Consider the following 20902-nt stretch of genomic DNA (forward strand, 5'->3'; position numbering starts at 1 on the left):
GGGTGTGGGATGGCGGCAGATAGCTGTCACTGGACACGTCCAGCACCGCGATCACCTTGCGCTCGGCATCGAAAATCGGCGCGGCGGAACCGGTCATGAAGCGGTTGGCCTTGAGGAAATGTTCGTCGTGCTCAATGTGCACGGCTTGTTCGCAGGCCAGGGCGGTGCCAATGGCGTTGGTCCCGGTGCAGCGTTCCATCCAGCTGGCGCCGGCGCTGAAACCCCGGGCCAGTTTGGGTTCGATGAAGCGCTGCGTTCCCCATGACGTGAGCACCTGGCCCTGATGGTCGGCGAGCATGATCAGGCAATTGGAATTGCTCAGGATATTCTCGTAGTAAGGCAGTACTTCCTGATGGGTGGTTTGCACCAGTGAATGCTGGCTCTCCAGCAGTTGCGCGATGCCCGCGGCCGGCAATTGGTCGAAGGCCGGCGTGCTCTGATGACTGAGGCCGAACGCGCGACAACGGGACCAGGAGTCCTGGATGATGGCGTCGTGGGACAGCGGCGAGGCGGGTGCGGCCATGGCAGTCGATCTCTGAGCAAACTTTTATTGTTGTTATGGATACTTCAATTACACATGGCGCCCTGTGTAGGAGCGAGCATGCTCGCGATGGACGTGAGGTCGCCTCGTTCCTTCAGGCAGCCCTCGTCACGTTGACCTCCATCGCGAGCGCGCTCGCTCCTACAAGGGCCGGAAAACGGTCTGTAGAGTGTTGTTCACTAATGTTCATTGTCAACCGTTGAAGTGTTCAGTTGTTCAGGCGCGGTTGTTCATTTGTGTTCAGCATCGAAAGCCAATCGCGCTCAATTTTCAATAATCTTCAGCTTTATCAATAGCCTGTGATTTCTGGCACAAATGTCGCTTTATGGCTCCGGTCGCTTGACTCCAAAAATAAAAAGGCCGAGCCATGTCATTAACCCTGGAGCATGTCAGCCGCACCGTCGAGGGCCAGACCTGGATTGACGATGCGTGCCTCAGTTTCGAACCTGGATCCTTCAACGTTTTGCTGGGGCGCACGTTGTCCGGCAAGACCAGTCTCATGCGTCTGATGGCCGGGCTGGACAAGCCTGACAGCGGCCGCATCCTGATGAATGGCGTCGATGTTACCCACCGCCCGGTGCGCCTGCGCAACGTGTCGATGGTGTATCAGCAGTTCATCAACTACCCGACCATGACCGTCTTCGAGAACATCGCCTCGCCGTTGCGCCAGGCCGGTGTGTCCAATGAGGTGATCCACAGCAAGGTGCTGGAAACCGCGAAGATGCTGCGGATCGAAAAATTCCTCCAGCGCCATCCCCTCGAACTGTCCGGCGGCCAGCAACAACGCACGGCAATGGCCCGGGCGCTGGTCAAGGATGCCGAACTGATCCTGTTCGACGAGCCACTGGTCAACCTCGACTACAAGCTGCGCGAAGAATTGCGCCAGGAAATGCGCGAGCTGTTCAAGGCGCGCCACACCATTGCGGTCTACGCCACCACCGAACCCAACGAAGCTTTGGCCCTGGGTGGCACCACGACCATTCTTCATGAAGGCCGGGTGATCCAGAGCGGTCAGTCGACCGAGGTCTATCACCAACCCAAAACCGTACTGGCAGCCGAGCTGTTTTCCGAGCCGCCAATCAACCTGATGCCAGGGCGCATTGCCGGCAACGAAGTGAGTTTTGCCAACTTCGTGCACTTTCCCTTGAACGTCGATTTGCGGCCGGTGGGCGAGGGCGAGTTTCGCTTCGGCGTGCGTCCCAGCCACATCTCGCTGGTGCCGAGCAACGACGATGACCTGGAACTGGCGGTCACGGTCGAGGTGGCGGAAATCAGCGGTTCGGAAACCTTCCTCCATGTGCGCAATGAGCATTTCCTGCTGGTGCTGCACTTGCCCGGCGTTCACGAGTACGACGTCGATGCGCCGATCCGCATCTACATCCCGACCCATAAACTGTTTGTGTTCGATGCGCAGGGCCGGCTGGTTCAAGCGCCCGGTCGCCGTATATCGAGGGTTGCCTGATGGCCGAAATCCGTTTGCAGAACCTCGCTCATAGCTACACCAGCACACCGCTTGCACCCGAGGATTACGCGATCCGCCAGATGGACCATATCTGGGAACAGGGTGGCGCCTATGCCTTGCTCGGCCCGTCGGGCTGCGGCAAGTCAACCTTGCTCAACATCATTTCCGGCTTGCTCAGTCCGTCCCAGGGGCATGTGCTGTTCGATGGCAAAGCGGTCAATGAGCTGTCACCGCAGAAGCGCAACATCGCCCAGGTGTTCCAGTTTCCGGTGGTCTACGACACCATGACGGTGTTCGACAACCTGGCCTTCCCGTTGCGCAACCAGGGCATGGCCGAGGCGAAGATTCACTCCAAGGTGCAGGAAATCGCCGAAGTCCTCGACCTGCAGAACCTGCTGGACAAAAAGGCGCGCAACCTCACCGCCGACGAAAAACAAAAAGTCTCCATGGGTCGCGGGCTGGTGCGTGACGACGTGTCGGCGATCCTGTTCGACGAGCCCTTGACGGTGATCGACCCGCACCTGAAGTGGAAGCTGCGGCGCAAGCTCAAGCAGATCCACGAGCAGTTCAACATCACCATGGTCTACGTCACCCACGATCAACTGGAGGCCTCGACTTTTGCTGACAAAATCGCGGTGATGTACGGCGGGCAGATCGTGCAGTTCGGCACGCCCCGGGAGTTGTTCGAGCGGCCGAGCCATACCTTTGTCGGTTATTTCATTGGCAGCCCGGGAATGAACCTGATCGAGGTGCAGCCGCAACCGGGCGGTGTCGGTTTCGCCTCGACCCACTTGCCGCTGTCGGAGGTCATGCAAAAACGCATCGCCGAGTCCACCTGGCACACCTTGAAGGTCGGCATTCGCCCCGAGTTCGTCCATGTCTGGGACGAGCCCTATGACGACGCAATGCAGGCGCAAGTCGTGCACGTCGAAGATCTTGGCACCTACAAGATCATGACCCTGAACCTCGACGGCGCGCCGCTGAAAGTGCGCCTGGCCGAAGACAAACCGGTGCCGCAAGGCACGGCCTACATCAGTTTCCCCGCACAGTGGCTGATGGTCTACGCCGACGAATTCCTGCTGGACGCACGCGCTATCGGGGAGGTGCAGCCATGAACAAGGTGCAGAACAACAAGGCCTGGTGGTTGGTGATGCCGGTGTTTCTGCTGGTGGCGTTCAGTGCGGTGATCCCAATGATGACCGTGGTCAACTATTCGGTGCAGGACATCTTCGACCAGTCCAGCCGCTACTTCGTCGGCGCCGATTGGTACAAACAGGTACTGCTCGATCCGCGTCTGCACGACTCTCTGTTACGCCAGTTCATCTACTCGGCCTGTGTGCTGCTGATCGAAATTCCCTTGGGGATCGCGATTGCCCTGACCATGCCGACCAAGGGGCGCTGGTCATCCGTGGTGCTGATCATCCTGGCGATTCCTTTGCTCATCCCGTGGAACGTGGTCGGCACCATCTGGCAGATTTTCGGCCGGGCCGACATCGGCCTGCTGGGTTCGACCCTTAACGCCATGGGCATCAGCTACAACTACGCGGCGAACACCATGGACGCCTGGGTCACCGTGCTGGTGATGGACGTCTGGCACTGGACGTCGCTGGTGGCGCTGTTGTGTTTCTCCGGGTTGCGAGCGATTCCGGACGTGTACTACCAGGCTGCTCGGATTGACCGGGCCTCATCCTGGGCGGTGTTCCGGCACATCCAGTTGCCCAAGCTCAAGAGCGTGTTGCTGATCGCCGTGATGCTGCGCTTCATGGACAGTTTCATGATCTACACCGAGCCGTTCGTACTGACCGGTGGCGGGCCGGGAAATTCCACGACGTTCCTCAGCCAGACCTTGACGCAAATGGCGATCGGGCAGTTCGACCTTGGCCCGGCTGCAGCGTTTTCGCTGGTGTATTTCCTGATCATCCTGTTGGTTTCCTGGCTGTTCTACACCGCCATGACGCATTCCGACGCCAACCGTTGAGGCCCGCCATGAGCAAGAGAAAGCTTATTCCGTTGCTGGTCTACATCCTGTTCCTGCTGGTGCCGATCTACTGGCTGCTGAACATGTCCTTCAAGAGCAACACTGAAATTCTCGGGGGCTTGACGCTGTTTCCCCAGGATTTCACCTTTCACAACTACAAGGTGATCTTCACCGATCCGGCCTGGTACACCGGTTATCTCAACTCGCTGTACTACGTGACGCTGAACACGGTGATCTCATTGAGTGTGGCGTTGCCGGCAGCGTATGCGTTTTCGCGTTATCGCTTTCTGGGGGACAAGCACCTGTTCTTCTGGCTGCTGACCAACCGCATGGCGCCACCGGCGGTGTTTCTGCTGCCGTTCTTCCAGCTGTATTCGTCGATCGGCCTGTTCGACACCCACATCGCCGTAGCGCTGGCGCACTGCCTGTTCAACGTGCCGCTGGCGGTGTGGATTCTTGAGGGCTTCATGTCTGGCGTGCCCAAGGAAATCGACGAAACCGCTTACATCGATGGCTACAGTTTTCCCAAGTTCTTCGTGAAGATTTTCGTGCCGCTGATTGGTTCGGGCATCGGTGTCACGGCGTTTTTCTGCTTCATGTTTTCCTGGGTCGAGTTGTTGCTGGCGCGAACCCTCACATCGGTAAACGCCAAACCCATCGCGGCGGTGATGACCCGTACGGTCTCGGCGTCCGGTATCGACTGGGGCGTACTGGCGGCGGCGGGGGTACTGACCATCCTGCCGGGCATGCTGGTGATCTGGTTTGTTCGCAACCACGTGGCCAAGGGCTTCGCCCTGGGTCGGGTATGAGGAACTGATGATGGAATGGATGAGCTGGACCGTCCCGACGGCGGCATTCTTCTGCGTGATCGCAGTGATCCTGGTGGTCATGACCACGTGGGAATTGCGCTCGCCGAGCATTCTTCGGCGTGGTTTTCTGCCGATTGCCACCACCCGTGGTGATCGCTTGTTTATCGGTCTTCTCGGCAGCGCCTACCTGCATTTGCTGGTGATTGGCGTAACCGACTGGAGCATCTGGGTCGCGTTCGCGTTGTCCCTGGTGTGGCTGTTGGCTGTGATGCGTTGGGGCTAGTCGAATCGCTCGGCAATGTTGCTCCGAAACTTAATAAGGAGGTCTCTATGTTCGACAAAAACAATAAGCTGCGACATAGCATTTCACTGGCAGCCGTACTGGCACTCAGCGGTTTGAGCGCTTCGGCCTGGGCCGATGCCTACGAGGATGCTGCAAAGAAATGGATTGGCAGTGAGTTCAAGCCGTCCACTTTGTCGGCCGATCAGCAACTGGAAGAGTTGAAGTGGTTCATCAAGGCCGCCGAGCCATTTCGCGGAATGGACATCAAGGTCGTTTCCGAAACCCTGACCACTCACGAATACGAGTCCAAGGTGCTGGCCAAGGCTTTCACCGAAATCACCGGGATCAAGGTGACCCACGACCTGCTGCAAGAAGGCGACGTGGTGGAAAAACTGCAGACCGTGATGCAGTCGGACAAGAGCATCTATGACGGCTGGGTCAATGACTCGGACTTGATCGGTACGCACTTTCGCTACGGCAAGACCGAGTCGATCACCGACCTGATGGCCAACGAGGGCAAGAACTTCACTTCGCCGACTTTGGACATCAAGGACTTCATCGGCATCTCGTTCACCACCGCGCCGGACGGAAAAATCTATCAACTGCCCGACCAACAGTTTGCCAACCTGTACTGGTTCCGCGCCGACTGGTTCGAGCGTGCGGACCTGAAAGCCAAGTTCAAGGAAAAGTACGGTTACGATCTGGGCGTGCCGGTGAACTGGTCGGCCTATGAAGACATCGCAAAATTCTTCAGCGAAGACGTCAAGGAAATCGACGGCAAACGCGTTTACGGGCACATGGACTACGGCAAGAAAGACCCGTCCCTGGGCTGGCGCTTCACCGATGCCTGGTTCTCCATGGCCGGTGGTGGCGACAAGGGCATTCCCAATGGCTTGCCAGTGGACGAGTGGGGCATTCGTGTCGAGGACTGCCACCCGGTGGGTTCGAGCGTGACTCGCGGCGGTGACACCAATGGCCCGGCGGCGGTGTTCGCCACGACCAAATACGTTGATTGGCTCAAGGCTTACGCACCGCCAGAAGCGGCGGGCATGACGTTCTCCGAGTCCGGCCCCGTGCCGTCTCAAGGCAACATCGCCCAACAGATTTTCTGGTACACCGCGTTTACCGCCGACATGACCAAACCAGGCCTGCCGGTGGTGAATGCCGATGGCACGCCGAAATGGCGCATGGCGCCATCGCCGCGCGGTCCGTACTGGGAAGAGGGCATGAAGCTGGGGTATCAGGACGTGGGCTCCTGGACCTTCATGAAGTCCACGCCTGAGAAACAAAAACTGGCGGCGTGGCTCTATGCGCAGTTCGTGACCTCGAAAACCGTGTCGCTGAAGAAAACCATCGTCGGCCTGACGCCAATCCGCGAGTCGGACATCAACTCGCAAGCCATGACTGACCTGGCACCGAAACTCGGTGGCCTGGTGGAGTTCTACCGCAGCCCGGCCCGCGTGCAATGGACTCCGACCGGTACCAACGTGCCGGACTATCCACGCCTGGCGCAACTGTGGTGGAGCCACATTGCTGAAGCGGCCAGCGGCGAGAAATCTCCGCAAGCTGCACTGGACGGCCTGGCCAAGGATCAGGATGCAATCATGTCCCGTCTGGAGCGTTCCAAGGCACAAACCACCTGCGCCCCGAAAATGAACCCTGAGCGCGACGCGCAATACTGGTTCGACCAGCCGGGTGCACCGAAGCCGAAACTGGAAAACGAGAAACCGAAAGGCGAGACCGTGAGCTACAACGAACTGCTGAAGTCTTGGGCGGATGCGCGTAAATAAATCGGTTGGACTTTGAAAGGCGAACGGCACCGTAAGGTGCCGTTTTTGTTGGCGTCAGACCTACCGATTTCGCGAGCAGGCTCGCTCCCACAGTTTCCAGGTAATCCCCCGGATATTGTGAACGATCCAAAACTCTGTAGGAGCTGCCGCAGGCTGCGATCTTTTGATCTTGCTGTTGAAAGTCAAAAGATCGCAGCCTCGTTTCACTCGGCAGCTCTCACGTTGAGATGCGGTCAACTATGGGAGCAGCTAGCTGCCTGCTAGCGATGAGGCCGGCACCTGCAACACAACTGTCCGACTTGTTGCTTCAATGCGCCACGCTCGCAACCACCGGAAACCCCAGTCTGAACACCGTCATCCCGCCAGTCTCGCTTTCAACCTGTGCAACGCCCTGATGCAGGCTCATGATCGAGCGCACGATGGCCAGACCCAAACCGGTACTACCTTGGGATCGGGTGCGGCTGCTATCGACTCGGTAGAAACGGTCGAACAGATGCGGCAAATGTTGCGCCTCGATACCTGCGCCGGGGTTGCTGACGAACAGTGAAACCTGGCTCGCGCCGCTCTCGATGACCAACGAAATCGTGTTCCGAGGTGGGCAGTGGCGCAGGGCATTGGACAGCAGGTTCGAGATTGCCCGTTGAATCATCAAACGGTCGCCAGACACCCGTGCGCTGCCGACCACACTCAGGTTGATGTGCTTGTCCTGCGCCTGTAGAGAAAACAGCTCGACCACTTTCTGTGCCTCGGCTTCAAGATTGACCCATTCGAAAGGCGCGTGTGCCGTCGACTGACTGGACTGCGCCAGGAATAACATGTCGGAAACTATCCGTGCCACGCGTTCCAATTCTTCAATGCAGGACACCAGAATGTTTTTGTACTCCTCGCTCGAACGCTCCCGGGACAGTGTCACTTGAGCCTTGCCCATCAGGTTGTTGATCGGCGTACGCAGTTCATGGGCCAGGTCGTCGGAGAATTGCGACAGTTGCTGAACGCCGTCGTCGAGGCGATGCAGCATGAAATTGATGCCCTGGGCCAACTCGCTGAGCTCCTGGGGCATGTTGACCACTGACAGCCGATGGTCGAGATCCTGCGTGGTCACTCTTGCCGCCACTTTGCGAAACTCGCGCAACGGTATCAGGCCCCGCTGCACCGCAGCCCAGGCGGTCAGGCCAATAAAGATCAACAGCAACGGCAAGGCGATCAGTGTCGAGCGCAGATAGGCATTGAGCAAAGCCTGATCGTGGGTGTTGTCGATCGATAACAGCACTGGCACGAGCGAACCATCCTTGACGCGTACCAGTTTGGACGCGGTGAGAAAGCCAGTGCCCTCGTTATCGGTGCTGCTGGAGTAGACCAATTGTTCGGTTGTACCGCGCACGGCTTTCAGTTCCGGGCGCGGATCGGCCATGCCCGAGCCGGATTTGAGCAGCGGTGTGCGCAGATTGTTCTGGTCATAAATGCTGAGCGTCAGGTTGTCATGCCCCATGACCTGATCGAGCAGGATATGCGGTTTGCCGCTGATTTCAGCGACATTGGCATACAGCGCCAGGCTATGTTCCACCTGCTCCATCTTCTTTTCCAGATTGTCCCTGGATAGCGCGTTCAACTGATGGGTCAGGGCGAAATAAGCCAATATCGCCAGGAACACCACCAGCAATGCCCCCAGAATACTGACGGTCAAACCAAGGCGCAGCGAAAGACTGGCCGGCTTCATTGGCGTGACTCCAGCACGTAGCCGACACCACGAAGGGTGTGGATCAATTTGCTGTCGAACGGGTCGTCGATCTTCGCCCGCAGACGGCGGATCGAGACTTCGACCACGTTGGTGTCGCAGTCGAAGTTCATATCCCACACCAGTGAAATGATCTGGGTCCGGGTCAGCACCTCGCCGGACTGGCGCATCAGCAGATGCAACAGGGCGAATTCCTTGGTGGTCAGGTCGATGCGCTGCTCGCCACGGAAGGCCCGATGGCGGCCCGGGTCGAGCTCCAGGTCGGAAACCTTGAGCACTTGCGGCACGGGGATGTTTTCACTACGACGCATCAGGGTGCGCACCCGTGCCAACAACTCCGGGAACTCGAACGGCTTGACCAGATAGTCGTCGGCACCCATGTCCAGTCCGCGGACCTTGTCCGCCAGGCGCCCGCGTGCGGTGAGCATCATGACCCGGGTGGAGTGAGTGCGACGCAGCTGTTCCAGCACGCCCCAGCCGTCCAGTTCCGGCAGGTTGACGTCGAGAATGATCAGGTCGTAGACCTGATGCCGGGCCAGATGCAGTCCATCGGCGCCCGTTATCGCGCGGTCAACGATATAACCACTTTCAGTCAATCCCTGATGCAAGTATTCGGCAGCTTTAAGCTCGTCCTCGACGACAAGGATTCGCATGGTTAATCACCAGTTTTATTTAAAGGGTAAGTACGTGAGGAAGTTAAAAAGTTGTTGTTTTTGTAAGGTCTTCCGCGTGTTATCTAATAACGGCTTAGTGAATTTACTGTTGTTTAATTACGTAAGGCCAGCGATCCGTTTCATGCAAAATAAAGGCTGTAGTGGCTACAGAGTCAACTAAAAAGCGCTTGGCTGAGGCTCTAAATAGGCGCTCTGCGACAGCCTGTCGCAGCGGAAGGCACTCGCACACCTTCGTTTCACGGGAACGGAAATGCGACAAGTGCTGTTCGGCGGATAAGCACGAAGTATTTGTTTCTTGGTATTGCCGTGCAGATAAGTGCGTTCGGCATGCTAGAACAAAATAACTTTCCGTAACAGTGGATAACGTATTTGTAATCTTCCAGTCACCTTGTCGATAAGTTCAAAAACATAACGTGGCAGTATCGAAATTTCTCTTTTTAAAAGGAAGTGTTCAATTGCCCGGTCCAAGAGAACTGACGGCGCGATTACGCCTGAAAAACGCGATGCGAATCGCAGGTACCACCGGCCTTTTTTTAATGGCAAGTCCTGATGTGTCGCTTGCTTCGTCAACAACACTGACCCTTGATCAGGCCCTGCAAACGGCGCTCGTCGCAAACCCCGATCTCGCGGCCGCGCAGTGGGACATCGGCATTGCCGAAGGTGACCGAAAGCAGGCGGGTTTGATCCCCAACCCCACGGTGTCCCTGGAGGCCGAAGACACCCGTCGTGATTCGCGCACTTCTACCGTGCTGCTCAGTCAGCCGATTGAACTGGGTGGCAAGCGCGGTGCGCGTATCGAAGTCGCCAGCCGCGCGCAGGACGCTGCCGGGATCGAACTGGAGCGCAAGCGCAATGCCTTGCGCGCCGATGTGGTTCAGGCGTTTTCCAGCGCTCAAACAGCGCAACAACGGTTGCAGTTGTCTCGTCAGTCGCTGCAACTCGCCGAGCAGGGTGTGCGTGTAGCCCAGGGGCGTATTCAGGCCGGCAAGTCCTCGCCGGTCGAAGGCACGCGGGCGCAGGTGCAATTGTCCGAGGTACGACTTGAACAAAGTCGTGCCGAGCGCGACCAGGCCAATGCGTATCAGCAACTGGCTCAAGTCATGGGCGCGCCTTTGCCGACCTCGGTCGATGTGCAGGCTGCCCAACAATCCACACTCGCCGTGCCGTCGACCCGTTTGCTTGAGCGCCTGAGTGAAACCGCCGAGCTGCGCTTGGCCAGAATGCAGATCGATCAGCGCGAGGCTTCCTTGGGGCTGGAGAAGGCGCAGCGAATTCCCGACCTGACCGTGAGCGTCGGCAGCCAGTACGACGCAACCGAGCGAGAGCGGGTCAACGTAGTCGGGCTGTCGATGCCAATTCCGTTATTCGACCGTAACCAGGGCAACGTGCTGGCGGCCGCCCGACGCGCCGACCAGGCGCGGGACCTGCGCAATGCCACCGAGCTGCGTTTGCGCACCGAAACCCGCACTGCTCTGGAGCAGTGGCAGACGGCGAATGGTGAAGTGAAGGCGTTCAACCAGACCATCCTGCCCTCCGCGCAGAGCGCGGTCGACAGCGCCACACGAGGATTCGAAATGGGCAAGTTCGGCTTCCTCGATGTACTCGATGCCCAACGCACCCTGATCAGCGCCCGCACCCAATACATCCAGGCGGTTGCCGAGGCGACAGACGCGCGGGTGCGCATTGAGCGCATTTTCGGCGATCTCGACGCGTTCGCCGTCAGCCCATGATTTTCAACTTTCACAGAACTGCGCGATGGCTTGGCGCAGAGGAGTTTGCATGAACAAAAAACTGATTGTTGTCGCCGTGGCGGCGCTGGCGCTGGGTATTGGCATCGGTTCGATACGCACCGGTAACTCGTCCATCGAGGCCCATGCCGATGAAGCGACGGAGCATGCCGAGCACGCGGAACACGCTGAAAATGGCGCCGCTGCCGAGGGTGAGCACGCTGAAGGTGAAGAAGGACACCTGACCCTCAGCAACGAGCAGATCACCGCGGCAGGCATTCAATTGATCGAAGCCGGTGCGCAGAGTATCAACCTCGGTTTGCCATTCCCCGGTGAAGTGCGTTTCGACGAGGACCGCACGGCCCACGTGGTGCCTCGAGTTCCCGGCGTGGTCGAGTCGGTGTCGGTGAGTCTCGGGCAAACGGTGAAAAAGGGTCAACTGTTAGCGGTGATCTCCAGTCAGCAGATTTCCGATCAGCGCAGTGAACAGGCTGCGGCGCAGCGGCGCCTGACGCTGGCACGGACCACCTACGAGCGCGAGAAGCAGTTGTGGGAAAGCAAGATTTCCGCGGAACAGGATTTCCTCCAGGCTCGACAGGCGCTGCAAGAAGCTGAAATCGCTCTGAACAACGCTCAACAGAAAATCAGTGTACTCAGCGGCAGCATGGTCGCCACCGGCGGCAATCGCTATGAATTGCGCGCACCGTTCGACGGCGTGGTGGTGGAAAAACACCTGACGCCGGGAGAAGTGGTCGACGTGACCAGCAATGCATTCATCCTCTCGGATCTTTCCCGGGTGTGGGTGACCTTCGGCGTTTCACCCAAGGATTTGACCAAGGTGCAGGTGGGCAAGCCCGTGACGGTCAGTGCGCCGGAACTGAACGCCGAGGTGGTTGGCAACGTGGCTTATGTGGGCAGCTTGCTCGGTGAGCAGACACGTACCGCCACCGTGCGCGTGACGCTGGAGAACCCGCAAGGCGCGTGGCGTCCAGGCCTGTTCGTCAACGCACTGGTGGCCACCGACAGCCGTGAGGCCCGAGTCGCCGTACCGGAAACCGCAATTCAAACGGTCGAGGACAAACCTACGGTCTTCGTGCGCACCGATGACGGCTTCAAGGCACAACCGGTGGAGCTGGGCAGTCGAGCGGATGGGCAGGTGGAAGTCACTAAAGGGCTGGAATCCGGGGTTCAGGTCGCCGCGGCCGGCAGCTTCGTTCTCAAATCGGAACTGGGTAAAGCCTCGGCTGAGCACTCTCACTAAAGCCCCCGATCCGCCCCCTCGACGAGAAGGTTCTCATGTTCGAACGCTTGATCCAGTTTGCCATCGAGCAGCGCATCATCGTGCTGCTCGCCGTTCTACTCATGGCCGGTCTCGGTATCGCCAGTTATCAGAAACTGCCGATCGACGCCGTGCCCGATATCACCAACGTCCAGGTACAAATCAATACCGGCGCTGCCGGGTTCTCGCCGCTGGAAACGGAGCAGCGCATCACCTTCCCGATTGAAACTGCCATGGCCGGTCTGCCGGCGTTGGAGCAGACCCGTTCGCTGTCGCGGTCGGGGCTATCGCAGGTCACGGTGATTTTCAAGGACGGTACCGATCTGTTCTTCGCCCGGCAGTTGGTCAATGAGCGCCTGCAAACCGCCAAAGCGCAATTGCCCGAAGGCGTGGAAGCGGTAATGGGGCCGATTTCGACGGGTCTTGGGGAAATTTTCCTGTGGACCGTCGAGGCGCAGGAAGGCGCGTTCAAGGAAGACGGCACCGTCTATACACCGACAGATCTGCGGGTGATCCAGGACTGGATCATCAAGCCGCAGTTGCGCAACGTTCCGGGCGTGGCTGAGATCAACACCATCGGTGGATTCGCCAAGGAGTATCAGATCGCGCCCGATCCGAAACGACTGGCAGCGTACAAACTGACTCTGACCGATCTGATCACGGCACTTGAGCGCAACAATGCCAACGTCGGTGCCGGCTACATTGAGCACATCGGCGAGCAGCTGTTGATCCGTGCGCCTGGGCAAGTGGCGAGTACCGAGGATATCGCCAACATCGTCATGGCTAACGTCGACGGTACGCCGATTCGGGTGAAGAACGTCGCCACGGTAGACATCGGCCGTGAACTGCGCAGCGGCGCCGCGACTGAAAACGGTCGCGAAGTGGTGCTCGGCACCGTCTTCATGCTGATCGGCGAAAACAGCCGCACCGTCTCCCAGGCCGTTGCCAGCAAGCTTGAGCAGATCAACCGTTCGCTGCCGACCGGCGTCGTCGCGGTGCCGGTTTATGACCGAACACACCTGGTAGACAAGGCCATCGCCACCGTGAAAAAGAACCTGATCGAAGGCGCGATTCTGGTGATCGCGATTCTGTTCCTGTTCCTGGGCAATATCCGCGCGGCGTTGATCACGGCCATGGTGATTCCGCTGTCGATGCTGTTCACCTTCACCGGCATGTTCAGCAATAAGGTCAGTGCCAACCTGATGAGTCTCGGTGCACTCGACTTCGGCATCATCGTCGACGGCGCGGTGGTCATCGTCGAAAACACTCTGCGCCGGTTGGCCCACGCGCAGCAGCATCACGGACGATTACTGACCCGCTCCGAACGTTTCCATGAAGTGTTTGCAGCCGCCAAGGAAGCGCGGCGGCCGCTGATTTTCGGTCAGTTGATCATCATGGTCGTGTACCTGCCGATCTTCGCCCTCACCGGTGTCGAAGGAAAAATGTTCCACCCGATGGCATTCACGGTGGTGATCGCGCTGATTGGCGCCATGCTGTTGTCGGTGACCTTCGTGCCAGCAGCCATCGCCCTGTTTGTCACCGGCAAGGTCAAGGAAGAAGAAGGCGTGGTCATGCGCGGTGCACGTCGCTTTTATGCGCCGGCGCTGGCTTGGGTGATGTCCCATCGCACCGTGGCAGTGGGCATGGCCTTGGGCGTGATTGTCCTCAGCGGTGTGGTGACCAGCCGCATGGGCAGCGAATTCGTACCGAGCCTCAGCGAGGGCGATTTTGCCCTGCAAGCCTTGCGCGTGCCGGGCACCAGTCTCACGCAATCGGTGGACATGCAGCAGCGTCTGGAAACCTTGATTCTGAACAAGGTGCCGGAGGTACAACGGGTGTTCGGCCGCACCGGCACCGCCGAGATTGCGTCTGACCCGATGCCGCCGAACATCTCCGACAGTTACGTGATGCTCAAGCCGAAAGACCAATGGCCGGACCCTGGCAAGTCCCGCGAAACCCTGATGGCCGAACTGCAACAGGCGGCCGCGACGTTGCCTGGCAGCAACTATGAACTGTCGCAACCGATCCAGCTGCGCTTCAACGAACTGATCTCCGGTGTGCGCAGCGATGTGGCGGTGAAGGTGTTCGGTGATGACATGGACGTGCTCAACGCCACGGCGGCGAAGATTGCCACTGCCATGCAAAAGGTCAGCGGTGCGTCCGAGGTCAAGGTTGAGCAAACCACCGGGCTGCCGGTGCTGACCATCAACATCGACCGAGACAAGGCTGCGCGTTACGGGCTCAACGTTGGCGATGTACAAGACACCATTGCGGTAGCGGTGGGAGGACGCCAGGCAGGGACGATGTATGAGGGCGATCGGCGTTTCGACATGGTGGTGCGTTTGTCCGATGCCATGCGCAAGGACATCGAAGGACTGTCGGACCTGCTGATCCCGGTGCCGGCACCGCTCAATGGCGCGACCAATCAGATCGCCTTCATCGCTCTTGGTGAGGTTGCCAGCGTTGATTTGGTGCTGGGGCCGAATCAGGTCAGCCGCGAAAACGGCAAGCGCCTGGTGATCGTCAGCGCCAACGTACGCGGGCGAGATATCGGTTCGTTCGTCGCAGAAGCGGGTGAGGTCATCGAGCGTGATGTCCAGGTTCCCGCAGGTTACTGGACCAGTTGGGGCGGACAGTTCGAGCAACTGCAATCAGCGGCCAAGCGGTTGCAGATCGTGGTGCCCGTGGCGTTGCTGCTGGTGTTCGGCCTGCTGTTCATGATGTTCAACAACATGAAGGATGGACTGCTGGTGTTCACCGGGATTCCGTTCGCCTTGACTGGCGGCGTCATGGCGCTGTGGCTTCGAGATATTCCGCTGTCGATCTCGGCGGGCGTGGGATTCATTGCGCTGTCGGGGGTCGCGGTGCTCAACGGTTTGGTGATGATCTCGTTCATCCGCAACCTGCGCGAGGAAGGACGTTCCCTCTCCGACGCCATCACCGAAGGCGCCCTGACACGGCTGCGTCCTGTGCTGATGACGGCACTGGTGGCGTCCCTGGGCTTCATTCCGATGGCCCTGGCGACCGGCACCGGAGCGGAAGTGCAGCGGCCGCTGGCGACGGTGGTGATTGGCGGGATTCTGTCCTCGACCATCCTCACGCTACTGATCCTGCCAGCGCTGTATCAGCTGGCGCATCGCCGGGATGAGGACATCACCCAAGACCTGTAGGAGCTGTCGAGTGCAACGAGGCTGCGATCTTTTCCCTGTGTAAAAGCAAGATCAAAAGATCGCAGCCTGCGGCAGCTCCTACACAAAACCGCATGACATAACGGATATGTAATTTCCACGCCACCGTGGCGATAGGTTCGGATTGTTACCCTGACCTCGTCAATCAAACGAGGTCTTGAAACATGAAAATTGCACAACTGAGCATCTTTGCAACGGCGTTGGTGATGTCGTCCATGGCCTTGGCTGAAGGCGGCGGCGACAGAACTTTCGAGAAATCGATGGTGGCTAAAGAACGCTCGATGGAACTGTATGTCGCCAAAGAGAAGGCGCAGGACCCCGTTGTTGTAAATGAAAAGAAAGACGACAACACCAAAGACCTGTAAGCGCGTTGCACTTGAACAAGCCTGCCATCGACGACCGATGCCGGGCTTTTTTTTGAGCCGGTTTTCTTAAGGAAATGGATATGAAACTGATCAAGTCGATGACGTTCATCGCCCTCATGGCCCTGTCCCTGAATGCGCTCGCTGAGGGCGGTGGTGACAAAACGTTTGAAAGGGCAGTCAGCGCAAACACCAAAGCCATGGCGCAATATGCTGCCAACCAGGGTAAACCTGCACCCGTGTTGAAAGACTATGAGTACGGGATGAAGCTGGACGTGGTGAAAGTGGTGAGCATCGTACGGCCGCAAGCCTCCTGCGCCGCAGTCCCCACCGTGATGACTTACGAGGACTCCCAGGGACAACTCAACACCATCAGATACACGGTGGGAGGCGAATGCCGCAGAAAAGGCGGCTGAACTCCAGTACCCCCTGATCCCTTGCACTCGTCAGCTCCTACAGGGACTACGTTTGGGCGAAAAAAAGGCGCCCCAAAGGGCGCCAAAAGATTCACCTCTTTCCAAAGGAGCAAGGAGCTTCTAAAGGTGAATTTGTATCAACCGCGAAGTTAGAGAATCGCCAGCGGATACTCGATGATCACCCGGACCTCATCCAGATCCGATTCAAACGCCGTGGCGCGAGTAGTGGCCTGGCGCAGGCGCAGCGACATGTCTTTTAGCGAGCCGGTTTGCACCACGTATTTGACTTCGATGTCGCGCTCCCAGCGCTTCTGATCGGTCAGCGGATTGCCGTCGGCATCGCGACGCATGTACGTGGCGTTGGCGTTGGAGTAGTCGGCATCGGAGCCACGGGCGTAACGGGTCATGAACGACAGCCCCGGGACTCCGTAGCTGTCCATGTCGAGGTCGTAGCGCACCATCCACGAACGTTCCTTGGGCGAGTTGAAGTCGCTGTACTGGATGGAGTTGTCGAGGAAGATCGAGTCGGACTGGCGCAGATAATCGAAGTCGTCATTGCCGTTGTTGCGCTGGTGCGACAAGGCCACGGAGTGCGCGCCGAGTTTTACCCCGACACGGCCGCTCCAGATGTTGTTGTCGAATTTGCCAAGCAGTTGTTTGCCTTCGTCGACCGCCTTGTAATAGTTCAGGTCGCCAAACAGTGACAGGTCATCCGATAGCGAATAAGTCCAGGCGTTACCGGCGTAGTACTGGTTCCAGGCATCTTTCAGGCGACTGGAATACAGGCTGAAACTGAGGTTCTTGTTCAGCGAATAGTCACCGCCGAAATAGGCGATCCACGGCGAATTGACCGGGCCGGCATAGAAGGTCTCAAAGTTTTCGCGCATGTCACTGGATACCGGTTGGCTCATCGCATGCAGTCGACCGCCCTGGACCGACAGGCCTTCGATACTGGTGTTGGTGGCCGTCACACCGCGAAAACTTTCCGGCAGCAATCGGGAATCACCTGCGGCCACCACGGGGGTGGCGGGGAATACGTCGCCAACCTTGACCACCGTATCGAAGGCCCGCACTTTCGCGGCGCCACCGACTTTGGTGTATTCGTCCCGCGCTTCGCCATCACTGTTGACTGGCAGCACATCAAACGAACTGCGACCACCGTTGCGGCCATCTCCGGTGTCGAGTTTCAATCCCATCATGGCAAACGCATCGACACCGACCCCGACGGTGCCTTGAGTAAAGCCGGATTCGAACTTGCCAATAATGCCCTGTGCCCAGGCTTCGGAATAACCATTGCCGGTGGGGCTGGACTGGCCTTTGCGGTAATCACGATTGAAGTAGAAGTTACGGTTTAGCACTGTCAGGCTGCTGTCTTCGATAAAGCCCTCTGCCTTATCTTGCGCAAACACCACGGACGGCCCGGAGCCGACAACCACCGCTAAAGCGGCCATCGACATTTTAGAATTGTTAAGCATCAATCACTCCTTGGGTACGGCAGAACAGAAACGAGACTCGGCGTGGGTTTTATTGTTCGGCGGACAAAGGCCCGCCGGCATGGTCGCCGGATGACATCGTTGCAAGCTGCGGATAACGCCAAGGTGATGGGGTGATTACAATTTCGTTAGGTGGGTGGGTAAATGCCCTTTGAGTCAGGTCAGGGCCGCAAGATGTTCGATCGTTTGAGGAAAGCGCTCAACCAGCCGGATCAGGGTTGTGGCTTGGGCATTGGGCTTTGCACGTCCCTGTTCCCAGTTCTCAAGGGTGCGGGTATTGGTACGCAGATACATTGCGAACACAGAGCGGGAGAGGTTGAGTTGCTGGCGGATAGCGAGCACTTCCTCGGCGGTGATGGGCATCAGTTCTGGCAACTCGACCTTGTGGGTACGAAGCGTGATTTTGCCTTGGCGCTCTTCGGCCAAGGCTTCGAGGCCATCCATCAGTTCAGCAAAAATGTCACGTTTCATAGTGGGATCTCGTTTTGATTTCTCTATCCAGCATTTGTCTGAAGAGCTTTTTCTGTGAGGGCGACAGGTCGTCTTGCTCATCCTTGCCATACACGGTGAACAGCCAGAATTGATTGAAGCCGGACCACCAGTAATAAATCACCCGTAAGCCGCTGCGTTTTCCTTTACCTCTTCTTTGGTCGCAGAAGCGAATTTTGCGAAGTCCACCAGTGCCCTCAATGACGTCCCCCGCTTCTGGATTTTTCAGCAACTCCAACTGAAAGCTGCGAAACAGATCGTCATCCAAGTAGTCGTCTCGGTATTTGTGAAACATACGTAATTCGATAAAAAGAGCATCCATGCTTTGTACGCTACCTGCGTATAGTTTTATCACGATAGTCGAATCGGTCAAGGCATCCAGGCCATCCTTTTCGTTCCCGTTTTTTACGGTAGACCGCGGTTGTAAAAACACCTGTAGGACGAGTCGACCAATCCCGCGAGAGCTTTCGGGGAATGCAGAAGGAGGAGAGGGCAGCGGTAACAAATCCCACAAACGCAAAAACGGCACCCGAAGGTGCCGTTTCTGTTTACCGCAGTGAGCGCCTAAGCGATCAACCCACCAGGCCCGATTGCTGAACCAGGTTCAGCAGCGGTTGTGGGTAGACGCCGAGGAAGAACGCGACCAGGGCGATGGCCAGCAGCATCACGCCGCCTGCTTTCTGTTCCCAGTGCAGCTGCGCATCGTGGCGACGCAGGTTTGGTTCGATCAGGTACAGGGTGACCATGACGCGCAGGTAGTAGAACACGCCGATGGCGCTGCCCAGTACCAGCGAGCCGACCAGCCACCATTGGTGCGATTCGACACCGGTGGCGATGATGTAGAACTTGCCGATGAAGCCCGCGGTCAGCGGGATACCGGCCAGGGACAGCATCATCACGGTCAGTACGGCGGTCAGGTACGGACGGCGCCAGAACAGGCCGCGGTATTCGTACAGGGCATCCGCGTCACGGCCGTTGTACGGCGAAGACATCAGGGTGATCACGCCGAAGGCGCCGAGGCTGGTGATCACGTAAGTGACCAGGTAGACGCCGATGGCTTCCACGGCCAGACCCTTGCTCGCCACCAGGGCGATCAGCAGGTAACCGAAGTGAGCGATGGACGAGTAACCCAGCAGACGCTTGAGGTTGCTCTGGGTCAGCGCCAGCAGGTTACCGAACAGGATCGACGCGATGGCGATGATGGTCAGTACGTTGCTCAGCACGCCGCTGCTCGCCGCTGGCGAGATCTGGAACAGACGCACCATCACTGCGAACACCGCCACTTTCGAAGCGGTGGCCAGGAACGCTGCGACCGGCGCTGGAGCACCTTCGTATACGTCCGGGGTCCAGAGGTGGAACGGAACCAGCGACAGCTTGAACGCCAGGCCGATCAGCATCATGCCCAGGCCCAATTGAGCCAGCGAGCTCGGCATGCCGGTGGCCGCCAGGGCCTGACCGATGCCGGCGAAGCTCAGGGTGCCAGCGTCAGCGTAGAGCAGGGCCATACCGAACAACAGGAACGCGGAACCGGCAGCCGACAGCACCATGTACTTGATGCCGGCTTCCAGCGAACGCTTGTTGAAGAAGGCATAAGCCACCAGGCCGTAGACCGGTACCGACAGCAGCTCCAGGCCAACGAACAAGCCGGCCAGGTGTTGCGCGCTGACCAGAACGAGGCCACCGGCGGCGGCCATCAGGATCAGCAGGTACAGTTCTTCACGGTTGCCCGGGTAACCCGAACCGCCATCGCCGAGGTAGGCGTGGGCGAGGGTGACACAGGCGAGGGTGGCGACCAGGATCAGCGCCATGTACAGGCAGGCAAACGTGTCGATCTGCAGCAATGGGGTCACGGCCAGTGGCGCAACTTTCAGGGCCGGAAGGATCGACAGCAAAGCCAGGTTCAGACCCGCCACCGACAGGAGGAAGGTCTGGGAGTGGTTGCGGCGCCAGGCGATCGCCAGCATCACCACGATGATCGTGGCGCTGGTGATCAACAACGGCGCTAGCGCGATAAAGTGTTGAGTCGTGAATTCCATAGCGCTCTTACCGGGCCGAAGCGAGTTGAGTGAAGGCGGTACCGAGCCACTGCTGCACGCCATGCATCGTAGCGGCAGAGGTATCGAGGAACGGTTGTGGGTACACGCCGATGTAAATCAGCAGTGCGGCCAGACCGACCACCATGATCATTTCGCGACCGTCCATGCCATGCAGCACCGCGTCCGATTTGGCCGGACCAAAGTATGCACGGTGGATCATGATCAGCGAGTAGACCGAACCGAACACCAGGCCGGACGTGGCGATGATGGTGACCCATGGAGCGATCGGGAAGGTACCGATCAGGATCAGGAACTCACCGACGAAGTTACCGGTACCCGGCAAGCCCAACGACGCTGCTGCGAAGAACAGGCTGAGGGCAGGCAGGTAAGCGATCTTCGACCACAGGCCACCCATTTCACGCATGTCGCGGGTGTGGGTGCGTTCGTACAGCTGACCACTCAGGATGAAGAGTGCCGCCGCCGACAGGCCGTGAGCCAGCATCTGCATCACTGCACCCTGCAGCGCCAGTTGGCTGCCGGAGTAGATGCCGATCAGTACGAAGCCCATGTGGGAAACGGACGAGAAGGCAATCAGACGCTTGATGTCGGTTTGCGCGAACGCCAGGAACGCACCGTAGAA

General features: G+C 58.4%; 18 protein-coding genes and 1 pseudogene. 11 read left to right on the forward strand and 8 right to left on the reverse strand.

Annotation, left to right across the window (positions count from 1 at the left end):
* Window positions 1-523, reverse strand: a pseudogene (locus ACRESJ_RS28355) (sigma-54-dependent Fis family transcriptional regulator); the annotation flags it as partial.
* Between the two features lie 385 nt (window positions 524-908).
* On the opposite strand from ACRESJ_RS28355, the gene ACRESJ_RS28360 reads away from it, so the two are divergent.
* Genes ACRESJ_RS28360 through ACRESJ_RS28385 form a run of 6 tightly spaced genes read left to right on the forward strand, consistent with a single transcriptional unit; the run spans window position 909 to window position 6863 of the window.
* Window positions 909-2003, forward strand: a complete 1095-nt coding sequence (locus tag ACRESJ_RS28360) for an ABC transporter ATP-binding protein (protein WP_431760829.1) — start codon at window positions 909-911, stop codon at window positions 2001-2003.
* Window positions 2003-3118 (forward strand): ABC transporter ATP-binding protein, encoded by a 1116-nt coding sequence (locus ACRESJ_RS28365; RefSeq protein WP_431760830.1) that lies wholly within the window; start codon window positions 2003-2005, stop codon window positions 3116-3118. The genes ACRESJ_RS28360 and ACRESJ_RS28365 overlap by 1 nt, the downstream gene beginning before the upstream one ends.
* A complete protein-coding gene (locus tag ACRESJ_RS28370; protein ID WP_431760831.1) occupies window positions 3115-3981 on the forward strand; it encodes a carbohydrate ABC transporter permease in 867 nt (288 codons plus the stop codon). The genes ACRESJ_RS28365 and ACRESJ_RS28370 overlap by 4 nt, the downstream gene beginning before the upstream one ends.
* Before the next feature lie 8 nt (window positions 3982-3989).
* Window positions 3990-4790, forward strand: coding sequence for a carbohydrate ABC transporter permease (locus ACRESJ_RS28375; RefSeq protein WP_431760832.1), 801 nt, complete (start codon window positions 3990-3992; stop codon window positions 4788-4790).
* A 10-nt stretch (window positions 4791-4800) separates the two neighbouring features.
* Complete coding sequence (locus ACRESJ_RS28380) at window positions 4801-5073, forward strand: DUF2160 domain-containing protein (protein WP_431760833.1); 273 nt, start codon at window positions 4801-4803, stop codon at window positions 5071-5073.
* Between the two features lie 47 nt (window positions 5074-5120).
* Entirely contained in the window at window positions 5121-6863 is a 1743-nt protein-coding gene (locus ACRESJ_RS28385) for an extracellular solute-binding protein (RefSeq protein WP_431760834.1), read from the forward strand.
* 307 nt (window positions 6864-7170) lie between these two features.
* Here ACRESJ_RS28385 and ACRESJ_RS28390 read toward each other — a convergent pair whose 3' ends face one another.
* Both ACRESJ_RS28390 and ACRESJ_RS28395 read right to left on the reverse strand, forming a co-directional pair.
* The gene (locus tag ACRESJ_RS28390; protein ID WP_431760835.1) at window positions 7171-8580 is read right to left on the reverse strand and encodes a heavy metal sensor histidine kinase; all 1410 of its coding nucleotides are present in this window, start codon (window positions 8578-8580) and stop codon (window positions 7171-7173) included.
* Complete coding sequence (locus tag ACRESJ_RS28395) at window positions 8577-9251, reverse strand: heavy metal response regulator transcription factor (RefSeq protein WP_431760836.1); 675 nt, start codon at window positions 9249-9251, stop codon at window positions 8577-8579. Before ACRESJ_RS28395 ends, ACRESJ_RS28390 begins: the two co-directional genes overlap by 4 nt.
* Before the next feature lie 476 nt (window positions 9252-9727).
* Here ACRESJ_RS28395 and ACRESJ_RS28400 point away from each other — a divergent pair, with 476 nt between their 5' ends.
* The 5 genes from ACRESJ_RS28400 to ACRESJ_RS28420 all read left to right on the forward strand — a co-directional run bounded on the left by ACRESJ_RS28400 (window position 9728) and on the right by ACRESJ_RS28420 (window position 16244).
* Complete coding sequence (locus ACRESJ_RS28400; RefSeq protein WP_431760837.1) at window positions 9728-11002, forward strand: TolC family protein; 1275 nt, start codon at window positions 9728-9730, stop codon at window positions 11000-11002.
* A 49-nt stretch (window positions 11003-11051) separates the two neighbouring features.
* A complete protein-coding gene (locus ACRESJ_RS28405) occupies window positions 11052-12260 on the forward strand; it encodes an efflux RND transporter periplasmic adaptor subunit (protein ID WP_431760838.1) in 1209 nt (402 codons plus the stop codon).
* Between the two features lie 35 nt (window positions 12261-12295).
* Window positions 12296-15448 (forward strand): efflux RND transporter permease subunit, encoded by a 3153-nt coding sequence (locus ACRESJ_RS28410; protein WP_431760839.1) that lies wholly within the window; start codon window positions 12296-12298, stop codon window positions 15446-15448.
* Between the two features lie 182 nt (window positions 15449-15630).
* Window positions 15631-15831: a co-regulatory protein PtrA N-terminal domain-containing protein gene (locus tag ACRESJ_RS28415; RefSeq protein WP_431760840.1), complete on the forward strand. Its 201-nt coding sequence runs from the start codon at window positions 15631-15633 to the stop codon at window positions 15829-15831.
* Window positions 15832-15911: 80 nt separating this feature from the next.
* Window positions 15912-16244 carry a DUF2790 domain-containing protein gene (locus tag ACRESJ_RS28420; protein ID WP_431760841.1) on the forward strand — a complete coding sequence of 111 codons (333 nt, stop codon included), beginning with the start codon at window positions 15912-15914 and terminating at the stop codon, window positions 16242-16244.
* A gap of 149 nt (window positions 16245-16393) precedes the next feature.
* On the opposite strand, the gene ACRESJ_RS28425 is transcribed toward ACRESJ_RS28420, so the two are convergent.
* The 5 genes from ACRESJ_RS28425 to ACRESJ_RS28445 form a co-directional block, all read right to left on the reverse strand.
* Window positions 16394-17719, reverse strand: a complete 1326-nt coding sequence (locus tag ACRESJ_RS28425; RefSeq protein ID WP_431760842.1) for an OprD family porin — start codon at window positions 17717-17719, stop codon at window positions 16394-16396.
* A gap of 174 nt (window positions 17720-17893) precedes the next feature.
* Window positions 17894-18208, reverse strand: coding sequence for a helix-turn-helix domain-containing protein (locus tag ACRESJ_RS28430; protein WP_431760843.1), 315 nt, complete (start codon window positions 18206-18208; stop codon window positions 17894-17896).
* Complete coding sequence (locus tag ACRESJ_RS28435; RefSeq protein WP_431760846.1) at window positions 18198-18548, reverse strand: toxin; 351 nt, start codon at window positions 18546-18548, stop codon at window positions 18198-18200. Before ACRESJ_RS28435 ends, ACRESJ_RS28430 begins: the two co-directional genes overlap by 11 nt.
* Before the next feature lie 250 nt (window positions 18549-18798).
* Window positions 18799-20262 carry an NADH-quinone oxidoreductase subunit NuoN gene (gene nuoN / locus ACRESJ_RS28440; RefSeq protein WP_431760844.1) on the reverse strand — a complete coding sequence of 488 codons (1464 nt, stop codon included), beginning with the start codon at window positions 20260-20262 and terminating at the stop codon, window positions 18799-18801.
* A 7-nt stretch (window positions 20263-20269) separates the two neighbouring features.
* On the reverse strand, window positions 20270-20902 hold a 633-nt coding region (locus ACRESJ_RS28445; protein ID WP_431760845.1), incomplete at its 5' end, for a proton-conducting transporter membrane subunit.

It is taken from the genome of Pseudomonas sp. (assembly GCF_050739655.1).
Taxonomy (GTDB): Bacteria; Pseudomonadota; Gammaproteobacteria; order Pseudomonadales; family Pseudomonadaceae; genus Aquipseudomonas.